This window comes from Cronobacter malonaticus LMG 23826 (genome assembly GCF_001277215.2).
GTDB classification, from domain to species: Bacteria; Pseudomonadota; Gammaproteobacteria; order Enterobacterales; family Enterobacteriaceae; genus Cronobacter; species Cronobacter malonaticus.
Genome location: NZ_CP013940.1, coordinates 4149826 through 4168443 on the forward strand (window position 1 = coordinate 4149826; position 18618 = coordinate 4168443).

Below are 18618 nucleotides of genomic sequence, written 5' to 3' on the forward strand. Positions count from 1 at the left end.
TTAAAATGAGCGAGAAACGTTGATGTCGAATTCTTATGACTCCTCCAGTATCAAAGTCCTGAAAGGGCTGGATGCGGTGCGTAAGCGCCCGGGTATGTATATCGGCGATACGGATGACGGCACCGGTCTGCACCACATGGTATTCGAGGTGGTAGATAACGCTATCGACGAAGCGCTCGCGGGTCACTGTAAAGATATCGTCGTGACCATCCATGCCGACAACTCCGTCTCGGTATCGGATGACGGGCGCGGCATTCCGACCGGTATCCACCCGGAAGAAGGCGTTTCGGCGGCGGAAGTTATCATGACCGTTCTGCACGCAGGCGGTAAATTTGATGATAACTCCTATAAAGTCTCCGGTGGTCTGCACGGCGTGGGCGTTTCCGTGGTTAACGCCCTGTCCCAGAAACTGGAACTGGTGATTCGCCGCGAAGGCAAAATCCACCAGCAGACTTACGTGCACGGCGTGCCGCAAGCGCCGCTGGCCGTGACCGGCGATACCGATCAGACCGGTACTCAGGTTCGTTTCTGGCCAAGCCTTGAAACCTTCACCAACGTCACTGAGTTTGAATATGACATTCTGGCGAAGCGCCTGCGCGAACTCTCGTTCCTGAACTCCGGCGTGTCGATTCGTCTCGTGGATAAGCGCGACGGTAAGCAGGATCACTTCCATTACGAAGGCGGCATCAAAGCGTTCGTTGAATACCTGAACAAGAACAAAACGCCGATTCACCCGAATATCTTCTATTTCTCTACTGAAAAAGACGGTATCGGCGTGGAAGTGGCGCTGCAGTGGAACGACGGTTTCCAGGAAAACATCTACTGCTTCACCAACAACATTCCGCAGCGTGACGGCGGTACGCACCTGGCGGGCTTCCGTGCGGCGATGACCCGTACGCTGAACGCCTATATGGATAAAGAAGGCTACAGCAAGAAAGCGAAAGTCAGCGCCACCGGCGATGACGCGCGTGAAGGCCTGATTGCCGTTGTGTCCGTTAAAGTGCCGGACCCGAAATTCTCATCCCAGACCAAAGACAAACTGGTCTCTTCCGAGGTGAAATCGGCGGTTGAGCAGCAGATGAACGAACTGCTGGCGGAATACCTGCTGGAGAACCCGAACGACGCGAAAATCGTGGTCGGCAAAATCATCGACGCCGCGCGCGCCCGTGAAGCGGCCCGTAAAGCGCGTGAAATGACCCGCCGTAAAGGCGCGCTCGATCTCGCAGGGCTGCCGGGCAAACTGGCGGATTGCCAGGAGCGCGACCCGGCGCACTCCGAACTCTACCTGGTGGAAGGGGACTCCGCGGGCGGTTCTGCAAAACAGGGCCGTAACCGCAAGAATCAGGCGATCCTGCCGCTGAAAGGGAAAATCCTGAACGTCGAGAAGGCGCGCTTTGACAAGATGCTCTCTTCTCAGGAAGTCGCGACGCTGATTACCGCGCTTGGCTGCGGTATTGGTCGTGACGAATACAACCCGGATAAACTGCGCTACCACAGCATCATCATCATGACCGATGCTGACGTCGATGGCTCGCACATCCGTACGCTGCTGTTGACCTTCTTCTACCGTCAGATGCCGGAAATCATTGAGCGCGGCCATGTCTATATCGCCCAGCCGCCGCTCTACAAGGTGAAAAAAGGCAAGCAGGAACAGTACATTAAAGATGACGAAGCGATGGATCAGTACCAGATCGCCATCGCGCTGGACGGCGCGACGCTGCATGCGAATGCCAGCGCGCCCGCTATCGCCGGCGAAGCGCTGGAAAAACTCGTCTCTGAGTACAACGGCGCGCAGAAGATGATCAACCGTATGGAGCGCCGCTACCCGCGCGCGCTGCTGAAAGAGCTTATCTATCAGCCGACGCTGTCCGAAGAGACGCTGGCCGATGAAGCGAACGTTACCCGCTGGGTTTCTGCGCTTATCACCACGCTCAATGACAACGAGCAGCATGGCAGCGTCTGGAAATACGATATTCGTGAAAACGCGGAAACGCATCGTTTCGAGCCGGTAGTGCGCGTGCGTACGCATGGCGTCGACACCGATTACGTGCTCGACCACGAATTCGTGACCGGCGGCGAATACCGTCGTCTCTGCACGCTCGGCGAGAAGCTGCGCGGTCTGATTGAAGAAGACGCGTTCATTGAGCGCGGCGAACGCCGTCAGCCGGTGGCAAGCTTCGAGCAGGCGCTGGACTGGCTGGTGAAAGAGTCCCGTCGCGGCCTGTCGATTCAGCGGTATAAAGGTCTTGGCGAGATGAACCCGGAACAACTGTGGGAAACCACCATGGATCCGGAAAGCCGCCGTATGCTGCGCGTAACGGTAAAAGACGCCATTGCGGCCGACCAGCTCTTCACCACGCTGATGGGCGACGCCGTTGAACCGCGTCGCGCCTTTATCGAAGAAAACGCCCTGAAAGCAGCGAATATCGATATCTGATGGCCGTTATGGCGGGTGGCGCTTCGTTTACCCGCCCTACAGCAGTACACAAGGCGGGTAAGCGCAGCTTCACCCGCCTTTATCATTTATAGCGCTACTTAATGTAGGGCGGGTAAGCGAAGCGCACCCGCCACTCGCCCTTTATACACCCGACATTCGCCCTTGCTACCCCGGTAACCGCATTGCTCTTCCCTTCGCTACGCGCGCATTAACCGGCATTTTCCCTGCGGATCCATCCCCTTTTCTCGCCCCGGCTGCTACTGTTTTTTGAGCACAATCGCGTTAGCATGCGAAAAGACTCATTTATGCAGGGGAACTCATGGCTATCAAACTTATCGCAATCGACATGGATGGCACATTACTGCTGCCCGATCACACCATTTCACCCGGCGTGAAAAACGCCATCGCCGCCGCCCGCGAACAGGGCATTAATGTGGTGCTGACGACCGGTCGGCCTTTTGCGGGCGTGGAGAGTTATCTGCGCGAGCTGCACATGGATAAACCCGGCGATTACTGTATTACTTATAACGGTGCGCTGGTGCAAAAGGCGAGCGACGGCAGCACCGTGGCGCAAACGCCGCTCAGTTATGACGATTACCGCTATCTGGAGCAGCTTTCGCGTGAGGTAGGCTCGCATTTTCACGCGCTCGATCGCACCACGCTCTACACCGCGAACCGCGATATCAGCCGCTATACCGTGCATGAATCGTTTGTCGCCACCATTCCGCTGGTGTTCTGCGAGGCGGAAAAAATGGACCCAAACATAACCTTCCTGAAAGTCATGATGATCGACGAGCCGGAAATCCTCGATAAAGCCATCACGCGCATCCCGCAGGACGTCAAAGAGAAATACACCGTGCTGAAAAGCGCGCCTTACTTCCTGGAGATCCTCGATAAACGCGTCACCAAAGGCACCGGCGTGAAATCCCTGGCGGAAGTTTTAAACATCCAGCCGGAAGAAGTGATGGCGATAGGCGATCAGGAAAACGATATTGCGATGCTGGAATATGCAGGCGTCGGCGTGGCGATGGAGAACGCCATTGATGCGGCGAAAGAGGCCGCCAATTTTGTGACCCGCTCGAACCTGGAAGATGGCGTCGCGTACGCGATTGAGAAATTCGCCCTGCGCTAAGAAGGAATGTTGACGCGCCGCCAGTCACGGGCGGCGCGTCAGAAAGGCGCTTTCGGCTGCAAAACCACATTCAGCCTCGCCTCACCTGAAAGAGCGGGGTTGCCCCCGCCCGACAGGTTGCTACTTACCGGATTGGTAAGCCAGAAACGCAGCAAATTCCCTTTGCCCGTCCTTCAGCCTCAGTTCGCACAGCGAATGACGCGTCAGAAATGTGAACATTAACAACGACATACATATCATTAATACACACCAGAACAGGGTGCTTCGCAGCAGTTTCATGGCCTTCTTCTCCTTGCCTTTCGGCGGGTAAGAGGCTACGCTGATGGTGTTGATGCATCAGGGGGCCTCGTTGGTTAATTGAATAAATGACCTTCGGGGCTTTCTTCTTTCTGCCTCACCATCACGGCATTTCTGCCTACAGCATGAGGCAAAAAGCCTCAAGCGCCGCCGCCATTATAAATGGTCCATCCTGAGCGAAACCATCAAAAACCTACGGGCATTTTGCTGAATTTTCACGCGTTTTCTGTAACGTTCCCCGTAAATCACGTCTTTTACATTCTCATCGAACAACCTGATAAATCTCCTTCTGTTATCTCGCCCGATATATTCTTTTGTCGTTTTTGTGATCTAAATTGTAGTACAACCGTAATTGATTGTACTACATTGAACCCATCAGCACGGCCACCCGCGTCACGGTTGTACTTCAAAAATGCGGCGAAAATCGGCGGTCAGGGTAAAGTAAGCGAAGAAACCTCGCGTGAAAGGAACCCATAACATGACCAAAACCGACCGCATCATCGTGACGTTAGGCCGCCAGATTGTTGGCGGGAAATATGTACCGGGCGCGTCACTGCCCGCAGAAGCGGAACTGTGCGAGGAGTTTGAAACCTCGCGCAACATCATTCGCGAAGTGTATCGCTCGCTGATGGCGAAGCGGCTTATTGAGATGAAGCGTTATCGCGGCGCGTTTGTCGCGCCCCGTAACCAGTGGAACTACCTCGATACCGAGGTGCTCCAGTGGGTGCTGGAGCATGACGACGATCCACGCCTGATTGCCTCAATGAGCGAAGTGCGCAACCTGGTGGAGCCTGCTATCGCCCGCTGGGCGGCAGAGCGCGCGACTTCAAGCGATCTGGCGCGTATTGAGGCGGCGCTGAACGACATGATTGCCAACAACCAGGATCGCGACGCCTTCAACGAGGCGGATATTCGTTATCACGAGGCGGTACTGGAAGCGGTGCATAACCCGGTGCTGCAACAGCTCAGCGTGGCGATAAGTTCCCTGCAACGCGCCGTGTTTGAGCGTACCTGGATGGGCGATGAGGCCAACATGCCGAAAACGCTCCAGGAGCATAAAGCGCTGTTCGATGCGATACGGCATCAGGATGGCGAGGCGGCGGAGCAGGCGGCGTTAACCATGATCGCCAGCTCGACAAAAAGGCTTAAGGAAATCACATGACATCTCGCTACATCGCTATCGACTGGGGTTCCACCAATCTGCGCGCCTGGCTTTACCAGGACGAGCAGTGCCTGGAAAGCAGGCAATCGGAGGCGGGCGTTACCCGCCTCAACGGCAGAACCCCCGAAGCGGTGTTAGCGCAGGTGACCGAAGGCTGGCGCGATGACGCCACGCCCGTGGTCATGGCGGGCATGGTTGGCAGTAACGCGGGCTGGAAAATCGCCCCTTATCTGCCGTGCCCGGCCCGTTTTGCCGATATCGGCAGCCAGCTCACCACGGTGGCGGAACGCGTTTTTATTATCCCTGGCCTGTGCGTAAGCCGTGAAGATAACCGCAACGTCATGCGCGGCGAAGAAACCCAGCTGCTTGGCGCCCGCGAGCTTGCCCCCGCGCCGCTCTACATCATGCCCGGCACCCACTGCAAATGGGTACAGGCGGACGCGCAGCAGGTCAATGATTTCCGCACGGTGATGACCGGCGAGCTGCACCATCTTTTATTAACCCATTCGTTGATTGGCGCGGGTCTGCCGGAACAGCAGCAGAGCGCCGATGCCTTTAACGCGGGGCTTGAACAGGGCGCGGAAACCGACGCGCCGCTGACCCGCCTGTTTGAAGTTCGCGCCGCTCATGTGCTGGGAAGCCTTGCGCGCGAACACGTCGCCGAATTTCTTTCCGGGTTGCTGATTGGCAACGAAGTGGCAAGCCAGCTTCGCCACTGGCAGCCAGACAGCAAACAACCCCTCACGCTGGTCGCCAGCCCGTCGCTCGCCAGCCGTTACCAGCGCGCGCTGTCGCTGCTGGGATATACGGCGCAGGCGCTTGAAGGCGACCGCGCATTTCAGACAGGCATAAGGAGTCTCGCTCATGCAGTGGCAGAATAAACTTCCGCTCATCGCCATCCTACGCGGCATCACGCCCGACGAGGCGCACGATCACGTCGCGGCGGTTATCGACGCCGGGTTCGAGGCGGTGGAAATTCCGCTCAACTCGCCGGACTGGCGCACCAGTATCGCCGCGATGGTCAAAGCGTTTGGCGATCGCGCGCTGATTGGCGCAGGCACGGTATTAAAGCCGGAGCAGGTGGATGAGCTGGCAGAGATGGGCAGTAAGCTTGTCGTCACGCCCAACATTCAGCCGGAGGTGATCCGGCGCGCGGTGAGCTACGGCATGACCGTCTGCCCGGGCTGCGCTACCGCGACTGAGGCGTTCAACGCTATAGAGGCTGGCGCGCAGGCGCTGAAAATCTTCCCGTCCGCCGCCTTCGGCCCCGATTACATCAAAGCATTAAAAGCCGTGCTGCCGCCGGAAATCCCGGTGTTCGCAGTAGGCGGCGTCACGCCGGAAAACCTGGCGGTATGGCTGAAAGCGGGCTGCATCGGCGCCGGGCTTGGCAGCGATTTGTATCGCGCCGGGCAGCCGGTTGAGCGCACGGCCGCGCAGGCGAAAGCATTTGTTAAGGCGTATCGGGAGGCAGTGCAATGAAAATAACCAAACTAACGACATACCGTTTACCGCCCCGTTGGATGTTTCTGAAGATTGAAACCGACGAAGGCGTGGTGGGCTGGGGCGAACCGGTGATTGAAGGCCGCGCGCGGACGGTCGAGGCGGCGGTGCATGAGCTGGGCGAATATTTGATTGGCCAGGATCCGGCGCGCATCAACGACCTGTGGCAGGTGATGTATCGCGGCGGGTTTTACCGCGGCGGCCCAATCCTGATGAGCGCCATCGCCGGTATCGACCAGGCGCTGTGGGATATTAAAGGTAAAGCGCTGAACGCGCCGGTCTGGCAGTTAATGGGCGGTCTGGTGCGCGATAAAATCAAAGCGTACAGCTGGGTGGGCGGCGACCGTCCGGCAGAGGTTATCGCCGGTATTAAAACGCTGCGCCAGATTGGTTTTGATACCTTTAAATTAAACGGCTGCGAAGAGTTAGGCATTATTGATGATTCACGTAAAGTCGATGCGGCGGTAAATACCGTGGCGCAGATCCGTGAAGAATTTGGCAGCGATATCGAATTCGGTCTCGATTTCCACGGTCGCGTCAGCGCGCCGATGGCGAAAATATTAATTAAAGAGCTCGAGCCGTATCGCCCGTTATTTATTGAAGAACCGGTATTAGCCGAGCAGGCGGAATATTATCCGCGCCTCGCCGCGCAGACGCATATTCCGATTGCGGCGGGCGAGCGGATGTTCTCACGCTTTGAATTTAAGCGTGTGCTGGAAGCCGGCGGACTGGCGATTCTGCAACCCGATTTATCGCATGCGGGCGGCATTACCGAGTGCGCGAAAATCGCCGCGATGGCGGAGGCGTATGACGTCGGCCTTGCGCCACACTGCCCGCTTGGGCCCATCGCGCTGGCGGCCTGTCTGCATGTCGATTTCATTTCGCGCAATGCAGTGTTCCAGGAGCAGAGCATGGGCATCCACTATAACCAGGGCGCCGAGCTGCTTGATTTTGTTAAAAATAAAGACGATTTCAAAATGGAAGGCGGTTATTTCCAGCCGTTGATGAAGCCGGGTCTTGGTGTTGAGATCGACGAAGAGCAGGTGGTGGCGCGTAGTCAGGGTTGCGCGGACTGGCGCAATCCGTTGTGGCGGCACCCTGACGGCTCCGTCGCCGAGTGGTAATGTCCGTCATATTTCGCGCTGCAATGGCGTTGGCTGCGTTTTCTCACCCCGGCCACTTACTTCAGTAAGCTCCCGGGGATTCGTTAACTTGCCGCCTTCCCACAACGCGAATTATTTAGCGCGTTGCGTACATTGGCTTTTCATGCAACGCGAGCTCTTCAGAACAAGGTAATTCCGGTTTTTACGAAAATTATTTCGCGTATTGATTAAATGAAAATGAGCCCGGCTCGCCGGGCAGTACACCCGAATATAAAAAACACACCCTCTGTATTTTACAGGGCATGGTGAGCGGCCTCGCTATGCCTTAATTCTGGAGACAGAACGTTATGGATATTTCTGTAACTGCTGCAAAACCGGGGCGTCGTCGTTATCTGACGCTGGCGATGATCTTTATTACCGTGGTGATTTGTTATGTTGACCGCGCCAATTTAGCCGTGGCGTCGGCGCATATTCAGGAGGAGTTTGGCATCAGCAAAGCGGAAATGGGCTACGTCTTTTCCGCCTTCGCCTGGCTCTATACGCTCTGCCAGATCCCCGGCGGCTGGTTTCTCGACCGCATGGGCTCGCGCCTGACCTACTTCATCGCGATTTTCGGCTGGTCAGTCGCGACGCTGTTCCAGGGCTTCGCGACCGGGCTGCTCTCGCTCATCGGTCTGCGCGCCATCACCGGCGTGTTTGAAGCGCCCGCGTTTCCGACCAACAACCGCATGGTGACCAGCTGGTTTCCGGAGCACGAGCGCGCCTCGGCGGTCGGGTTTTATACCTCCGGTCAGTTCGTTGGGCTCGCGTTTCTCACACCGCTGCTCATCTGGATCCAGGAGCTTTTAAGCTGGCACTGGGTGTTTATCGTCACCGGTGGGATCGGGATTGTCTGGTCGCTCGTCTGGTTTAAGGTGTACCAACCGCCGCGGCTCACCAAAGGCATCAGCCAGGCGGAGCTGGATTACATCCGCGACGGCGGCGGCCTGGTGGACGGCGATGCCCCCGTCGCCAAAGCCGAGCGCCAGCCGCTCTCCCGCGCCGACTGGAAGCTGGTGTTTCATCGCAAACTGATTGGGGTTTATCTCGGCCAGTTTGCGGTTACCTCCACGCTCTGGTTCTTCCTGACCTGGTTCCCGAACTATCTCACCCAGGAGAAAGGCATCACGGCGCTGAAGGCGGGCTTTATGACGACCGTGCCGTTCCTCGCTGCGTTCTTTGGCGTGCTGCTCTCCGGCTGGCTGGCGGACAAACTGGTGAAAAAAGGGTTTTCACTGGGCGCGGCGCGTAAAACGCCGATTATCTGCGGCTTGCTCATTTCCACCTGCATCATGGGCGCGAACTACACCAACGATCCGACATGGATTGTGGTGCTGATGGCGCTCGCGTTCTTTGGTAACGGCTTTGCGTCGATCACCTGGTCGCTGGTCTCGTCGCTGGCCCCGATGCGCCTGATTGGGCTGACCGGCGGCATGTTTAACTTCGTCGGCGGGCTGGGTGGCATCACGGTGCCGCTGGTGATTGGTTATCTGGCGCAGGATTACGGCTTCGGCCCGGCGCTGGTGTACATCTCGGTCGTGGCGCTTATCGGCGCGCTCTCTTACATCCTGCTGGTCGGGGAGGTGAAGCGCGTCGGCTGAGGCCGTCACGGAAGGCAGGGACGCCTGCGACGGAATGCGCAGATAACGCGCCGCCGGACACCGGCGCGCGTTACGTATCAACTTATAACAACCATAAACCTGCCGGGGTTGCCACGGCAGGAAAGAGGGTTCTGCTATGCATACCGATCTGTACTCGACCACCCTGCGGCAGCTCAACGCGAAGATAATTCCGTTTATCATCATCTGCTACTTTGTCGCTAACCTCGATAAAACCAACATCTCCATCGCGGCGCTGCAAATGAACGCCGATCTCGGCCTGAGCGCCAGCATGTATGGCCTCGGCGTCGGGATGTTCTACATTTCCTACATCATTTTTGAAATCCCGAGCAACGTCATCATGACGAAGGTCGGCGCGCGCGTCTGGATCGCCCGCATCATGATCACGTGGGGCATCGTCAGCGCCGGGATGTCGCTGGTGCAGACGCCAACGCAGCTTTACGTCATGCGCTTTTTGCTCGGCATGGCGGAGGCAGGTTTTACGCCGGGCATCATCTACTACATCTCCTGCTGGTTCCCGAAGAGTAACCGCGCGCGGGCGATGTCGTTCTTTTACATGGGGTCGGTGATGGCGTCGATTATCGGCCTGCCGATCTCCGGCTCTATTCTGAATATGCACGGCCTCGCGGATATCGCAGGCTGGCGCTGGCTGTTCGCTATCGAAGGCGTGCCGGCGGTGGTGCTCGGCATCATGGTGCTCTGGCGACTGCCGCAGACGCCGGATCACGCCCCGTGGCTGTCGGCAGAACAAAAAGGCTGGCTGAAGGCGCAGCTGGCGCGCGACAACGCGGGCGTGGAAGTGGGTAATAACCACAGCTGGCTGAGCGCGCTGAAAAACAAAACCGTGCTGCTGCTGAGCCTGGTCTGGTTCCTCCAGGCGTTTGGCTCTATCGGCATTACGCTGTTTCTGCCGCTCATTATTAAGAGCATGGCGAGCGACCAGAGCAACATCGTGGTGAGTCTGCTCTCCGCCGTGCCGTTTATCGCCGCCTGCCTGTTTATGTATCTCAACGGCCGCCACTCCGACACCACGCATGAGCGCTCGTGGCATCTCGGCCTGCCGCTTATCCTCTCCGGCGTGTCGCTGGCCATCGCTGTCTGGTCCAGCAATCTGCTGGTGGCCTACATGCTGCTGGTGCTGACGGTCGGCTTTAACTTCGCCCTCACGCCGATTTTCTGGGCGGTCACGACCGAAAAACTGGCGGGCGTCGCCGCTGCCGCTTCTATCGCCTTTATTAATACCGTGGCGAATTTCGTCGGGCTTGGCCTGCCGCCGGTGCTCGGCAAAATCAAAGACGCGACGGACAGCTACCACTACGGGCTGCTGATTGTGGCCGTGGCGCTGATCCTGGGCGGCATTATTGGCGTGCTGGTCTCGCGCCCGGCGCGCCCTGGCGTGGCTGGAGCGTCCGCTTCACTTAAACAGGAGTCCCGATGAAACCGATGGTGCTGAAACACGCGTATCTGCCGGATGCGCTTACAGCTGAACTGCGCGAGCGCTACGATCTGCGTGAGTTTTCGCAGATGTCTGACGCCGATTTCGTGGCGATTGCAGGCGACATCACGGCGCTGGTCACCAACGGCGAAGCGGTGGTCACTGGTGAGTTTATCGCCCGGCTACCGGCGCTTTCGTTGATTGCGGTGTTCGGCGTCGGTTATGACGGCGTGGACGTGGCGGCGGCGCGCGAGCGCGGCATCGCCGTGACCCATACGCCCGGTGTGCTGACGGATGACGTGGCCGATCTCGCCATCGGACTGATGCTCGCCACGTCGCGCCGTATCGTCGCCGCGCAAAAGTTTATCGAACAGGGCGGCTGGCAGCAGGGCGGCTTTACGTGGACGCGGAAAGTCTCCGGCGCGCGGCTCGGTATTTTCGGCATGGGGCGTATCGGGCAGGCCATCGCCCGCCGCGCGCAGGCGTTTGATATGGAGATCCGTTACACCAGCCGCCAGCCGCACAGCGCGCTGCCGTACCACTTTGTGCCAGGTTTAGCGCAGCTCGCGCGGGAGAGCGATTTCCTGATGCTCTGCGCGCCGGGTGGCGATGCGACGCGCGGCGTGGTCAATGCCGCCGTGCTGGAGGCGCTCGGCCCACAAGGGATTCTGATTAACGTCGCGCGCGGCAGCGTGGTGGACGAAACGGCGCTGATTGCGGCGCTGGAGAGAGGCACGATTGCCGGTGCCGGACTGGATGTTTTCTCGGATGAGCCGAACGTGCCCGCGCCGCTACAGCAGCGCGACAACGTTGTCATCACGCCGCATATGGCGAGCGCCACATGGGAGACGCGGCGCGAGATGTCGCGGCTGGTGCTGGAGAACGTCAACGCCTGGTGTGCGGGCGAGCCGCTGATTACGCCCGTTCCCTGATAGGCTTTTTCCGCGGAATCTTTTACCCTGAGGCCCTCTTTGGCTTCAGGGTTTTCTCTTGATGAAACAGCTCACCTTCGCCCCGCGTCACCATCAGCTCACTAACATTAACGTCTGGACGCCCGACAGCCAGTGGCTGGCGTTTGACGTGCGCCCGTCCGGCGCGTCGTTTACCGGCAAAACGATTGAGCGCGTCAATGTCGGGACGGGCAAGGTGGACGTTATCTACCGCGCTCCGGAAGGCGCGCACGTCGGCGTGGTGACGGTAAGCCCGGTGGCGGAGCAGTATGTTTTTATTCACGGCCCGGAAAATCCGGACGACACCTGGCGCTACGATTTTCATCACCGCCGCGGCGTGGTGGTGGAAAACGGCGTGGCAGAGAATCTCGACGCGATGGATATTACGTCGCCGTTTACGCCCGGCGCGCTGCGCGGCGGCAGCCATGTGCATGTCTTCAGCCCGGACGGCGCGTGGCTGAGCTTCACCTATAACGACCACGTGTTGCATGAACGCGATCCGGCGCTCGATTTGCGCAACGTCGGCGTGGCGCTGCCGTTCGGGCCGGTCACGCCGCCCTGCACGCACCCGCGCGAATACGCGGGCAGCCGCTGGTGCGCGCTGGTGAGCCGCACCACGCCCGCGCCGCGCCCCGGCAGCGATGAGATCAACCGCGCGTATGAAGAGGGCTGGGTTGGGCTTAACGGTTATCAGAAAGCGGACGGTACGCGGCAGCGGCGCGCGCTGGCGTTTATCGGCGATACGCTGACGCAGGCAGGCGTGAAAGCGCCGGAGCTGTTTATCGTCGATTTACCGCAAGACGAGGCCGCGTGGAAAACGCCCGGCGACGCGCCGCTTGAAGGCACGCCAGATGCCATGCCCGCGCCGCCTGCGGGCGTTATGCAACGCCGTCTGACCTTCACGCACGATCGCCGCTATCCGGGGCTTGCCAGCACGCCGCGCCACTGGGTGCGCAGCAATCCGCAGGGTACGGAAATCGCCTTTTTGATGAACGATGATAACGGTGTGGCGCAACTGTGGCTCATTGCGCCTGCGGGCGGCGAGCCGCGTCAGGTGACGCGGGGCGCGCAGGGCGTAGCGTCAGCGTTTAGCTGGCATCCGTCGGGCGAGGCGCTGGGGTTTATGCAGGGCAACCGGATTGTGCTTTGCGATATCAACACGGGCGAGATAACGCCGCTCACGCCACCGCAGACGGCGGCGATTTCAGCCGATGCCGTAGTGATCTCGCCGGATGGAAAACGCATCGCCTGGATGCAGGAGACAGAGGGTTTCCGCCAGATCTGGATGACGGAAACCGGAAGATAATCAGGGCGCGGGAGGGATCACGGCGTTAATGGCGAAGGACTTCTTTTCGCTCTCTTCCACCCGCGATTTCACCGATTTATCGGTACGAAAGGCGTCCCACGGGATAAGCAGCGTATCCGCTATCGCCGTAAAGGGGAGATCGAGCGCCACCAGCGGCTTCAGTCCCCAGCTGGTGTCATCATCGGCGAGCATCGTCGCGCTGGCGCGCGTGCCGGGATAATACCCCTGCTCGCCGCCGCCGGTGTGCGACATCACGCTGGAACAGCCACCCAGCAGCAACGCACTACTGCAAAAAATCACTTTCCCGAGAGTATTGGTCATTTTCATTCTTCTGTTTTGTCGTCGCATCGCTGGCGTCTGTCATGAGATATAACGCCCCTGAATCAGAATGAATAGCGCGCCTTTGCCGTCCTGTGGCAGCGCTCGCAGTTTAGCATTAGATGCTGTTATCTCCAGTCTACGCAAAGAAATGTAAATCGACAAAAAAAGGCCGATTTCGGCCCTTGAAAAGCGTCTGGTCGCACCCATTTTTGGATCGTGGTCGCAGGGAGGATGCCGAACGGGCCTTCCGCCACAGCCGCCTGTCCTTTTAGGAGGGCGATGTTAAACCTCGCTGATTTCAGGAGTCTGTATGCGTAACTTCGATTTATCCCCGCTGTATCGTTCCGCCATCGGTTTTGACCGTCTTTTCAACCTGCTTGAGAACAACCAGAGCCAGAGCAACGGCGGCTACCCTCCGTACAACGTCGAGCTGGTAGACGAAAACCACTACCGTATCGCCATTGCCGTGGCAGGCTTTGCAGAAAGCGAGCTGGAGATTACCGCTCAGGACAACCTGCTGGTGGTGAAAGGCTCTCACGCGCCGGATCAGAAAGAGCGTACCTACCTGTATCAGGGTATCGCCGAGCGCAACTTCGAGCGCAAATTCCAGCTGGCCGAAAATATCTTCGTGCGTGGCGCAAATCTGGTGAACGGCCTGCTCTACATCGAGCTTGAGCGCGTGATCCCGGAAGCCAAAAAACCGCGCCGTATCGAAATCGGTAACTAATTTTGCCGGGTCGCCGCGGCGGCCCACCTTTGATGTTCCGTGCTCGCCGAACGGGAGCACAGCCAGTTAACGCACTGGCGTTTTCACTCGCTTCAAAGAAGGAGAGATACTATGCGTAACTATGATTTATCCCCGTTTTTCCGTCAGTGGATCGGTTTTGACAAACTGGCCAACGCGCTGATGAACACCGCTGAAAGCCAGAGCTTCCCACCCTATAACATCGAAAAAAGCGACGATAACCACTACCGCATCACCCTTGCGTTAGCCGGTTTCCGTCAGGAAGATCTGGAGATTGAGCTGGAAAATACCGTGCTGCGCGTGAAAGGCACGCCGGTGAAACCGGAAAACGAACCGAAATGGCTCCATCAGGGCCTGGTTATTCAGCCCTTCAGCCTGAGCTTCACGCTGGCTGAGCATATGGAAGTCTCCGGCGCGACCTTCACCAACGGGCTGCTGCACATCGATCTGGTGCGCAACATCCCTGAAGCGCTGGCCCCGCAGCGTATCGCCATTGGCCAGCCGCGCGCCCAGGATGACGATCGCGTCATCGAAGGCGAACGCCCGGCGCTGAGCCACAGCGAAACCGAAAACCAGTAACGGCATCGTATGAAAAGGCCCCCGCAGCGGGGCCTTTTTTTATGCGTGTCCGTCCGGTCATCATAATACCGGCGGGCGAACGCGATGCAGGTGGTAATCCACCTGGTAGTCGCTGGTATTGCGAAACATCACTGAATAATTAAGAAATTCGCCGCTGTCGCTGTAAGAGAGCGACGTAATGCGCAGCAGCGGCGTCTGCTCCTGCACGTTCATCATTGCCGCGAGCTGTTTATCCGCCAGCACCGGCGTCAGGCTTTCATAGTTGCCGCTGATGGTAATCCCGCACTCCTTCTCGATGTAATCGAACTTCGAGCCTTCCAGATGCGCCAGCGACAGCGTGCGAAAGAGCTTCACCGGCATATAGCTGTCTTCCAGCATCAGCGGTTTTCCCTCGACATAACGCACCCGGCGCGAAAAGTAGATGCGCTCGTTTATCTGGATGCGCAACTGGCTGGCGATGGCGGGCGGCGCGGGCATCACTTCAAACTGCAGCACCTTGCTGTGCACTTCTTTCCCTTGCTGACGCAGCACTTCCACCAGCCCGGTCAGATTCGTGGTTTCGTGATGCACGTCTTTGCGCGCCACATAGGTGCCGCTGCCGTGGCGGCGCACCACCAGCCCCCAGCCCACCAGTAAATCGATCGCTTTGCGAATCGTCATCCGCGCCACGCCAAACTCCTGCGCCAGCGCTTTCTCGCCAGGCAGTGGACTGCCGATGTGGTAGTCCGATGAATTCAGGCGCAGACGCAGCCTTTCGGCAATGGATTTGTAGATCACCCGTAGACCTCTTTACGCCTGTTAACCGGGAGACGGGCCCCGGAGATGTCCAGATTTAAGAGGAAAAGTAGACCTGAGTGTGCAAATTAAAACCATGAAAGCGATCACGGAACGCAGCGGCGCGCCATGTCCGCGCCAAGGTTACTTTTTATGCTCGTTTCAGGCCACCAGAAAACAATTAAGGCCTCAAACCCTACAGGTTGTTACATGAGGATTTAAAAATGCTCAGTCAAATACAACGATTTGGCGGTGCCATGTTTACCCCGGTGTTGTTGTTTCCTTTCGCCGGGATGGTCGTCGGCATTGCCATCATGCTGCAAAATCCGCTGTTTGTGGGCGAGGCATTTACCGCGCCCGATAATCTCTTCGCGCAGATTGTTCACATCATTGAAGAGGGCGGCTGGGCGGTGTTTCGCAATATGCCGCTGATTTTCGCCGTTGGCTTACCGATTGGCCTCGCCCGTGAGGCGCAGGGCCGTGCCTGCCTCGCCGTGCTGATTAGCTTTCTGACCTGGAACTATTTTATTAACGCGATGGGAATGACCTGGGGTCACTTCTTTGGCGTTAATTTTGCCGCCGACCCGGTCGCAGGCAGCGGCTTAACGCTGATTGCCGGGATTAAAACGCTCGATACCAGCATTATCGGTGCGATTGTTATCTCCGGGATCGTCACCGCCATTCATAACCGCTACTACGAGAAATCGTTACCGGTCTTCCTCGGTATTTTTCAGGGCACCTCGTTTGTGGTGATTATCGCGTTCCTGGTGATGATCCCCTGCGCCTGGCTCACGCTGCTGGGCTGGCCGAAAGTGCAGATGGGCATTGAGTCCTTGCAGGCGTTTTTACGCTCCGCCGGCGCGCTCGGCGTCTGGGTTTATACCTTCCTTGAGCGCATTTTGATCCCGACCGGGCTGCACCACTTCGTCTATGGCCCCTTTATCTTCGGCCCGGCGGCGGTGGAAGGCGGCATTCAGGTGTACTGGGCGCAGCATTTGCAGGAATTCAGCCAGAGCACGGCACCGCTCAAATCGCTGTTCCCGGAAGGCGGCTTTGCGCTCCATGGCAACTCGAAAGTGTTTGGCTCGGTGGGCATCGCGCTGGCGCTCTGGTATACGGCCGCGCCGGAAAACCGCGTCAAAGTGGCGGGGCTGTTAATTCCGGCGACGTTAACGGCGGTGCTGGTAGGGATCACCGAGCCGCTGGAGTTCACCTTCCTGTTTATTTCTCCGCTGCTGTTCGCGGTGCATGCGGTACTGGCGGCCACGATGGCAACGCTGATGTATATCTTCGGCGTCGTGGGCAACATGGGCGGCGGCCTGCTTGACCAGTTCCTGCCGCAGAACTGGATACCCATGTTCCACAACCATTCCGGCATGATTTTTACCCAGATTGGCATCGGCTGCGGGTTTACCGCGCTCTACTTCGTCGTCTTCAGGACGCTTATCCTGCACTTCGACCTCAAAACGCCAGGCCGCGCTGAGAGCGACATCAAGCTCTACAGCAAAGCCGATTACCGCGCCGCGCGCGGGCAGACCACGGCGGCGGCGCACTCGGCTGCCGGTCAGGCCGCCGGATTCCTCCAGGCGCTTGGCGGCGCGGAGAATATCGAAAGCATCAATAACTGCGCCACCCGGTTGCGCATCACGCTCGTCGATATGGCGAAAACCCAGAGCGATGACGTCTTTAAAGCCCTTGGCGCCCACGGCGTGGTGCGTCGCGGCAACGGCATTCAGGTGATTGTCGGCCTGCACGTTCCACAGGTGCGCGATCAGCTTGAATCGCTGATGAAAACCCCTTCCACGAACCCACTATCCCCCATGACGGAGGCTGTATCATGAAAAAATTCTCAGTTGTCATCGCAGGCGGCGGCAGCACCTTTACACCCGGCATTGTTCTGATGCTGCTGGCTAACCGCGACCGCTTTCCGCTGCGCGCCCTGAAGTTCTATGACAACGACGGCGCGCGTCAGGAGATCATCGCCGAAGCATGCAAAATCCTGCTGAAAGAGCAGGCACCGGAGATTGAGTTTACCTACACCACGGACCCGCAAACGGCTTTTACCGACGTGGATTTTGTGATGGCGCATATTCGCGTTGGCAAATATCCGATGCGCGAAAAAGATGAAAAAATCCCGCTGCGCCACGGCGTGCTCGGCCAGGAGACCTGCGGCCCTGGCGGAATAGCGTACGGGATGCGCTCTATCGGCGGCGTGCTGGAGTTGGTGGATTATATGGAGCAATACTCGCCGAACGCGTGGATGCTGAACTACTCCAACCCGGCGGCGATTGTGGCGGAAGCCACCCGCCGCCTGCGCCCGAACGCCAGAATTCTCAACATCTGCGATATGCCGATTGGCATCGAAGGGCGGATGGCGAAAATCGTCGGCCTGAACAGCCGTAAAGAGATGCGCGTGCGCTACTACGGCCTTAACCACTTTGGCTGGTGGACGTCGATTGAAGATCTGGAGGGCAACGATCTGATGCCGCGTCTGCGCGAATACGTGGCGAAGCATGGCTATGTGCCGCCCTCAGAAGACGCGCATACCGAAGCGAGCTGGAACGACACCTTCGCGAAAGCGAAAGATGTGCAGGCGCTGGACCCGGACACCATGCCGAACACCTACCTGAAATACTATCTTTTCCCGGATTACGTCGTGGCGCATTCCAACCCGGCGCACACCCGCGCCAACGAAGTGATGGAGCATCGCGAAAAACAGGTCTTTGATGCCTGCCGCGCCATTATCACCGCGGGTCACTCCTCGGCAGGCGAACTGGAAATCGACGAACACGCCTCGTATATCGTCGATCTGGCGACCGCTATCGCTTTCAACACCCAGGCGCGGATGCTGCTGATTGTGCCGAACAACGGCGCTATTCATAACTTTGACGCCGATGCGATGGTCGAGATCCCGTGCCTGGTCGGTAAAAACGGGCCGGAGCCGCTGACGGTCGGTGATATTCCGCACTTCCAGAAAGGGCTGATGAGCCAGCAGGTGGCGGTGGAAAAACTGGTGGTGGACGCCTGGGAGCAGCGCTCATACCAGAAACTGTGGCAGGCGATTACGCTGTCGAAAACCGTTCCGAGCGCGTCGGTCGCGAAAGCGATTCTCGACGATCTCATTGAGGCCAACAAAGACTACTGGCCAAAACTGCATTAACGTTACGCCCGCCTTTTCGACCGGCATCATCACGGTGCCGGTCGCACCGCCTGCAC

At 58.3% G+C, this 18618-nt stretch carries 17 protein-coding genes and 1 pseudogene; 14 read left to right on the top strand and 4 right to left on the bottom strand.

What is annotated here, in order from left to right; translation table 11 throughout:
- The first annotated feature begins 22 nt into the window (after nt 1-22).
- Together gyrB and yidA are read left to right on the top strand one after the other, a co-directional pair.
- Entirely contained in the window at nt 23-2437 is a 2415-nt protein-coding gene (gene gyrB, locus AFK66_RS19425; protein WP_023897722.1) for a DNA topoisomerase (ATP-hydrolyzing) subunit B, read from the top strand.
- Nucleotides 2438-2756: 319 nt separating this feature from the next.
- Nucleotides 2757-3569 carry a sugar-phosphatase gene (gene yidA, locus AFK66_RS19430; protein ID WP_007779708.1) on the top strand — a complete coding sequence of 271 codons (813 nt, stop codon included), beginning with the start codon at nt 2757-2759 and terminating at the stop codon, nt 3567-3569.
- Nucleotides 3570-3689: 120 nt separating this feature from the next.
- Here yidA and AFK66_RS19435 read toward each other — a convergent pair whose 3' ends face one another.
- Together AFK66_RS19435 and AFK66_RS23085 are read right to left on the bottom strand one after the other, a co-directional pair.
- Nucleotides 3690-3809, bottom strand: a complete 120-nt coding sequence (locus tag AFK66_RS19435; RefSeq protein WP_230582528.1) for a Hok/Gef family protein — start codon at nt 3807-3809, stop codon at nt 3690-3692.
- Nucleotides 3757-3906 (bottom strand): annotated as a pseudogene (locus tag AFK66_RS23085) (DUF5431 family protein); the annotation flags it as partial. The gene AFK66_RS19435 and the pseudogene AFK66_RS23085, both read right to left, overlap by 53 nt.
- 438 nt (nt 3907-4344) lie before the next feature.
- Here AFK66_RS23085 and dgoR point away from each other — a divergent pair.
- The 8 genes from dgoR to AFK66_RS19475 all read left to right on the top strand — a co-directional run bounded on the left by dgoR (nt 4345) and on the right by AFK66_RS19475 (nt 12983).
- Nucleotides 4345-5028: a D-galactonate utilization transcriptional regulator DgoR gene (gene dgoR / locus AFK66_RS19440; RefSeq protein WP_007703761.1), complete on the top strand. Its 684-nt coding sequence runs from the start codon at nt 4345-4347 to the stop codon at nt 5026-5028.
- The gene (locus AFK66_RS19445; RefSeq protein ID WP_023897724.1) at nt 5025-5909 is read left to right on the top strand and encodes a 2-dehydro-3-deoxygalactonokinase; all 885 of its coding nucleotides are present in this window, start codon (nt 5025-5027) and stop codon (nt 5907-5909) included. The genes dgoR and AFK66_RS19445 overlap by 4 nt, the downstream gene beginning before the upstream one ends.
- On the top strand, nt 5893-6510 hold the full coding sequence (locus tag AFK66_RS19450) for a 2-dehydro-3-deoxy-6-phosphogalactonate aldolase (protein ID WP_007779712.1): 618 nt from the start codon (nt 5893-5895) through the stop codon (nt 6508-6510). Before AFK66_RS19445 ends, AFK66_RS19450 begins: the two co-directional genes overlap by 17 nt.
- On the top strand, nt 6507-7655 hold the full coding sequence (gene dgoD, locus AFK66_RS19455) for a galactonate dehydratase (RefSeq protein ID WP_007779714.1): 1149 nt from the start codon (nt 6507-6509) through the stop codon (nt 7653-7655). The genes AFK66_RS19450 and dgoD overlap by 4 nt, the downstream gene beginning before the upstream one ends.
- Before the next feature lie 326 nt (nt 7656-7981).
- Nucleotides 7982-9274, top strand: a complete 1293-nt coding sequence (locus AFK66_RS19460; protein WP_007779716.1) for an MFS transporter — start codon at nt 7982-7984, stop codon at nt 9272-9274.
- A 136-nt stretch (nt 9275-9410) separates the two neighbouring features.
- Nucleotides 9411-10730 carry an MFS transporter gene (locus AFK66_RS19465; protein ID WP_007779720.1) on the top strand — a complete coding sequence of 440 codons (1320 nt, stop codon included), beginning with the start codon at nt 9411-9413 and terminating at the stop codon, nt 10728-10730.
- Nucleotides 10727-11659 carry a 2-hydroxyacid dehydrogenase gene (locus AFK66_RS19470; RefSeq protein WP_023897726.1) on the top strand — a complete coding sequence of 311 codons (933 nt, stop codon included), beginning with the start codon at nt 10727-10729 and terminating at the stop codon, nt 11657-11659. The genes AFK66_RS19465 and AFK66_RS19470 overlap by 4 nt, the downstream gene beginning before the upstream one ends.
- A gap of 61 nt (nt 11660-11720) precedes the next feature.
- Nucleotides 11721-12983, top strand: a complete 1263-nt coding sequence (locus tag AFK66_RS19475) for a YidR family protein (RefSeq protein WP_023897727.1) — start codon at nt 11721-11723, stop codon at nt 12981-12983.
- Here the strand turns inward: AFK66_RS19475 and AFK66_RS19480 are convergent, their stop codons facing one another.
- Nucleotides 12984-13310, bottom strand: coding sequence for a YceK/YidQ family lipoprotein (locus AFK66_RS19480; RefSeq protein ID WP_007779726.1), 327 nt, complete (start codon nt 13308-13310; stop codon nt 12984-12986).
- Between the two features lie 304 nt (nt 13311-13614).
- On the opposite strand from AFK66_RS19480, the gene ibpA reads away from it, so the two are divergent.
- On the top strand, nt 13615-14031 hold the full coding sequence (gene ibpA, locus AFK66_RS19485) for a small heat shock chaperone IbpA (protein ID WP_004385985.1): 417 nt from the start codon (nt 13615-13617) through the stop codon (nt 14029-14031).
- Between the two features lie 111 nt (nt 14032-14142).
- The gene (gene ibpB, locus AFK66_RS19490; protein WP_007779755.1) at nt 14143-14628 is read left to right on the top strand and encodes a small heat shock chaperone IbpB; all 486 of its coding nucleotides are present in this window, start codon (nt 14143-14145) and stop codon (nt 14626-14628) included.
- A 60-nt stretch (nt 14629-14688) separates the two neighbouring features.
- Here the strand turns inward: ibpB and AFK66_RS19495 are convergent, their stop codons facing one another.
- Entirely contained in the window at nt 14689-15405 is a 717-nt protein-coding gene (locus AFK66_RS19495) for a GntR family transcriptional regulator (protein ID WP_007779758.1), read from the bottom strand.
- A gap of 221 nt (nt 15406-15626) precedes the next feature.
- Between AFK66_RS19495 and AFK66_RS19500 the strand changes: the two genes are divergently transcribed.
- Both AFK66_RS19500 and AFK66_RS19505 read left to right on the top strand, forming a co-directional pair.
- The gene (locus tag AFK66_RS19500; protein ID WP_032983070.1) at nt 15627-17243 is read left to right on the top strand and encodes an alpha-glucoside-specific PTS transporter subunit IIBC; all 1617 of its coding nucleotides are present in this window, start codon (nt 15627-15629) and stop codon (nt 17241-17243) included.
- Nucleotides 17240-18562 carry a 6-phospho-alpha-glucosidase gene (locus AFK66_RS19505; RefSeq protein ID WP_007779762.1) on the top strand — a complete coding sequence of 441 codons (1323 nt, stop codon included), beginning with the start codon at nt 17240-17242 and terminating at the stop codon, nt 18560-18562. Before AFK66_RS19500 ends, AFK66_RS19505 begins: the two co-directional genes overlap by 4 nt.
- The last annotated feature ends 56 nt before the right edge of the window (nt 18563-18618 follow it).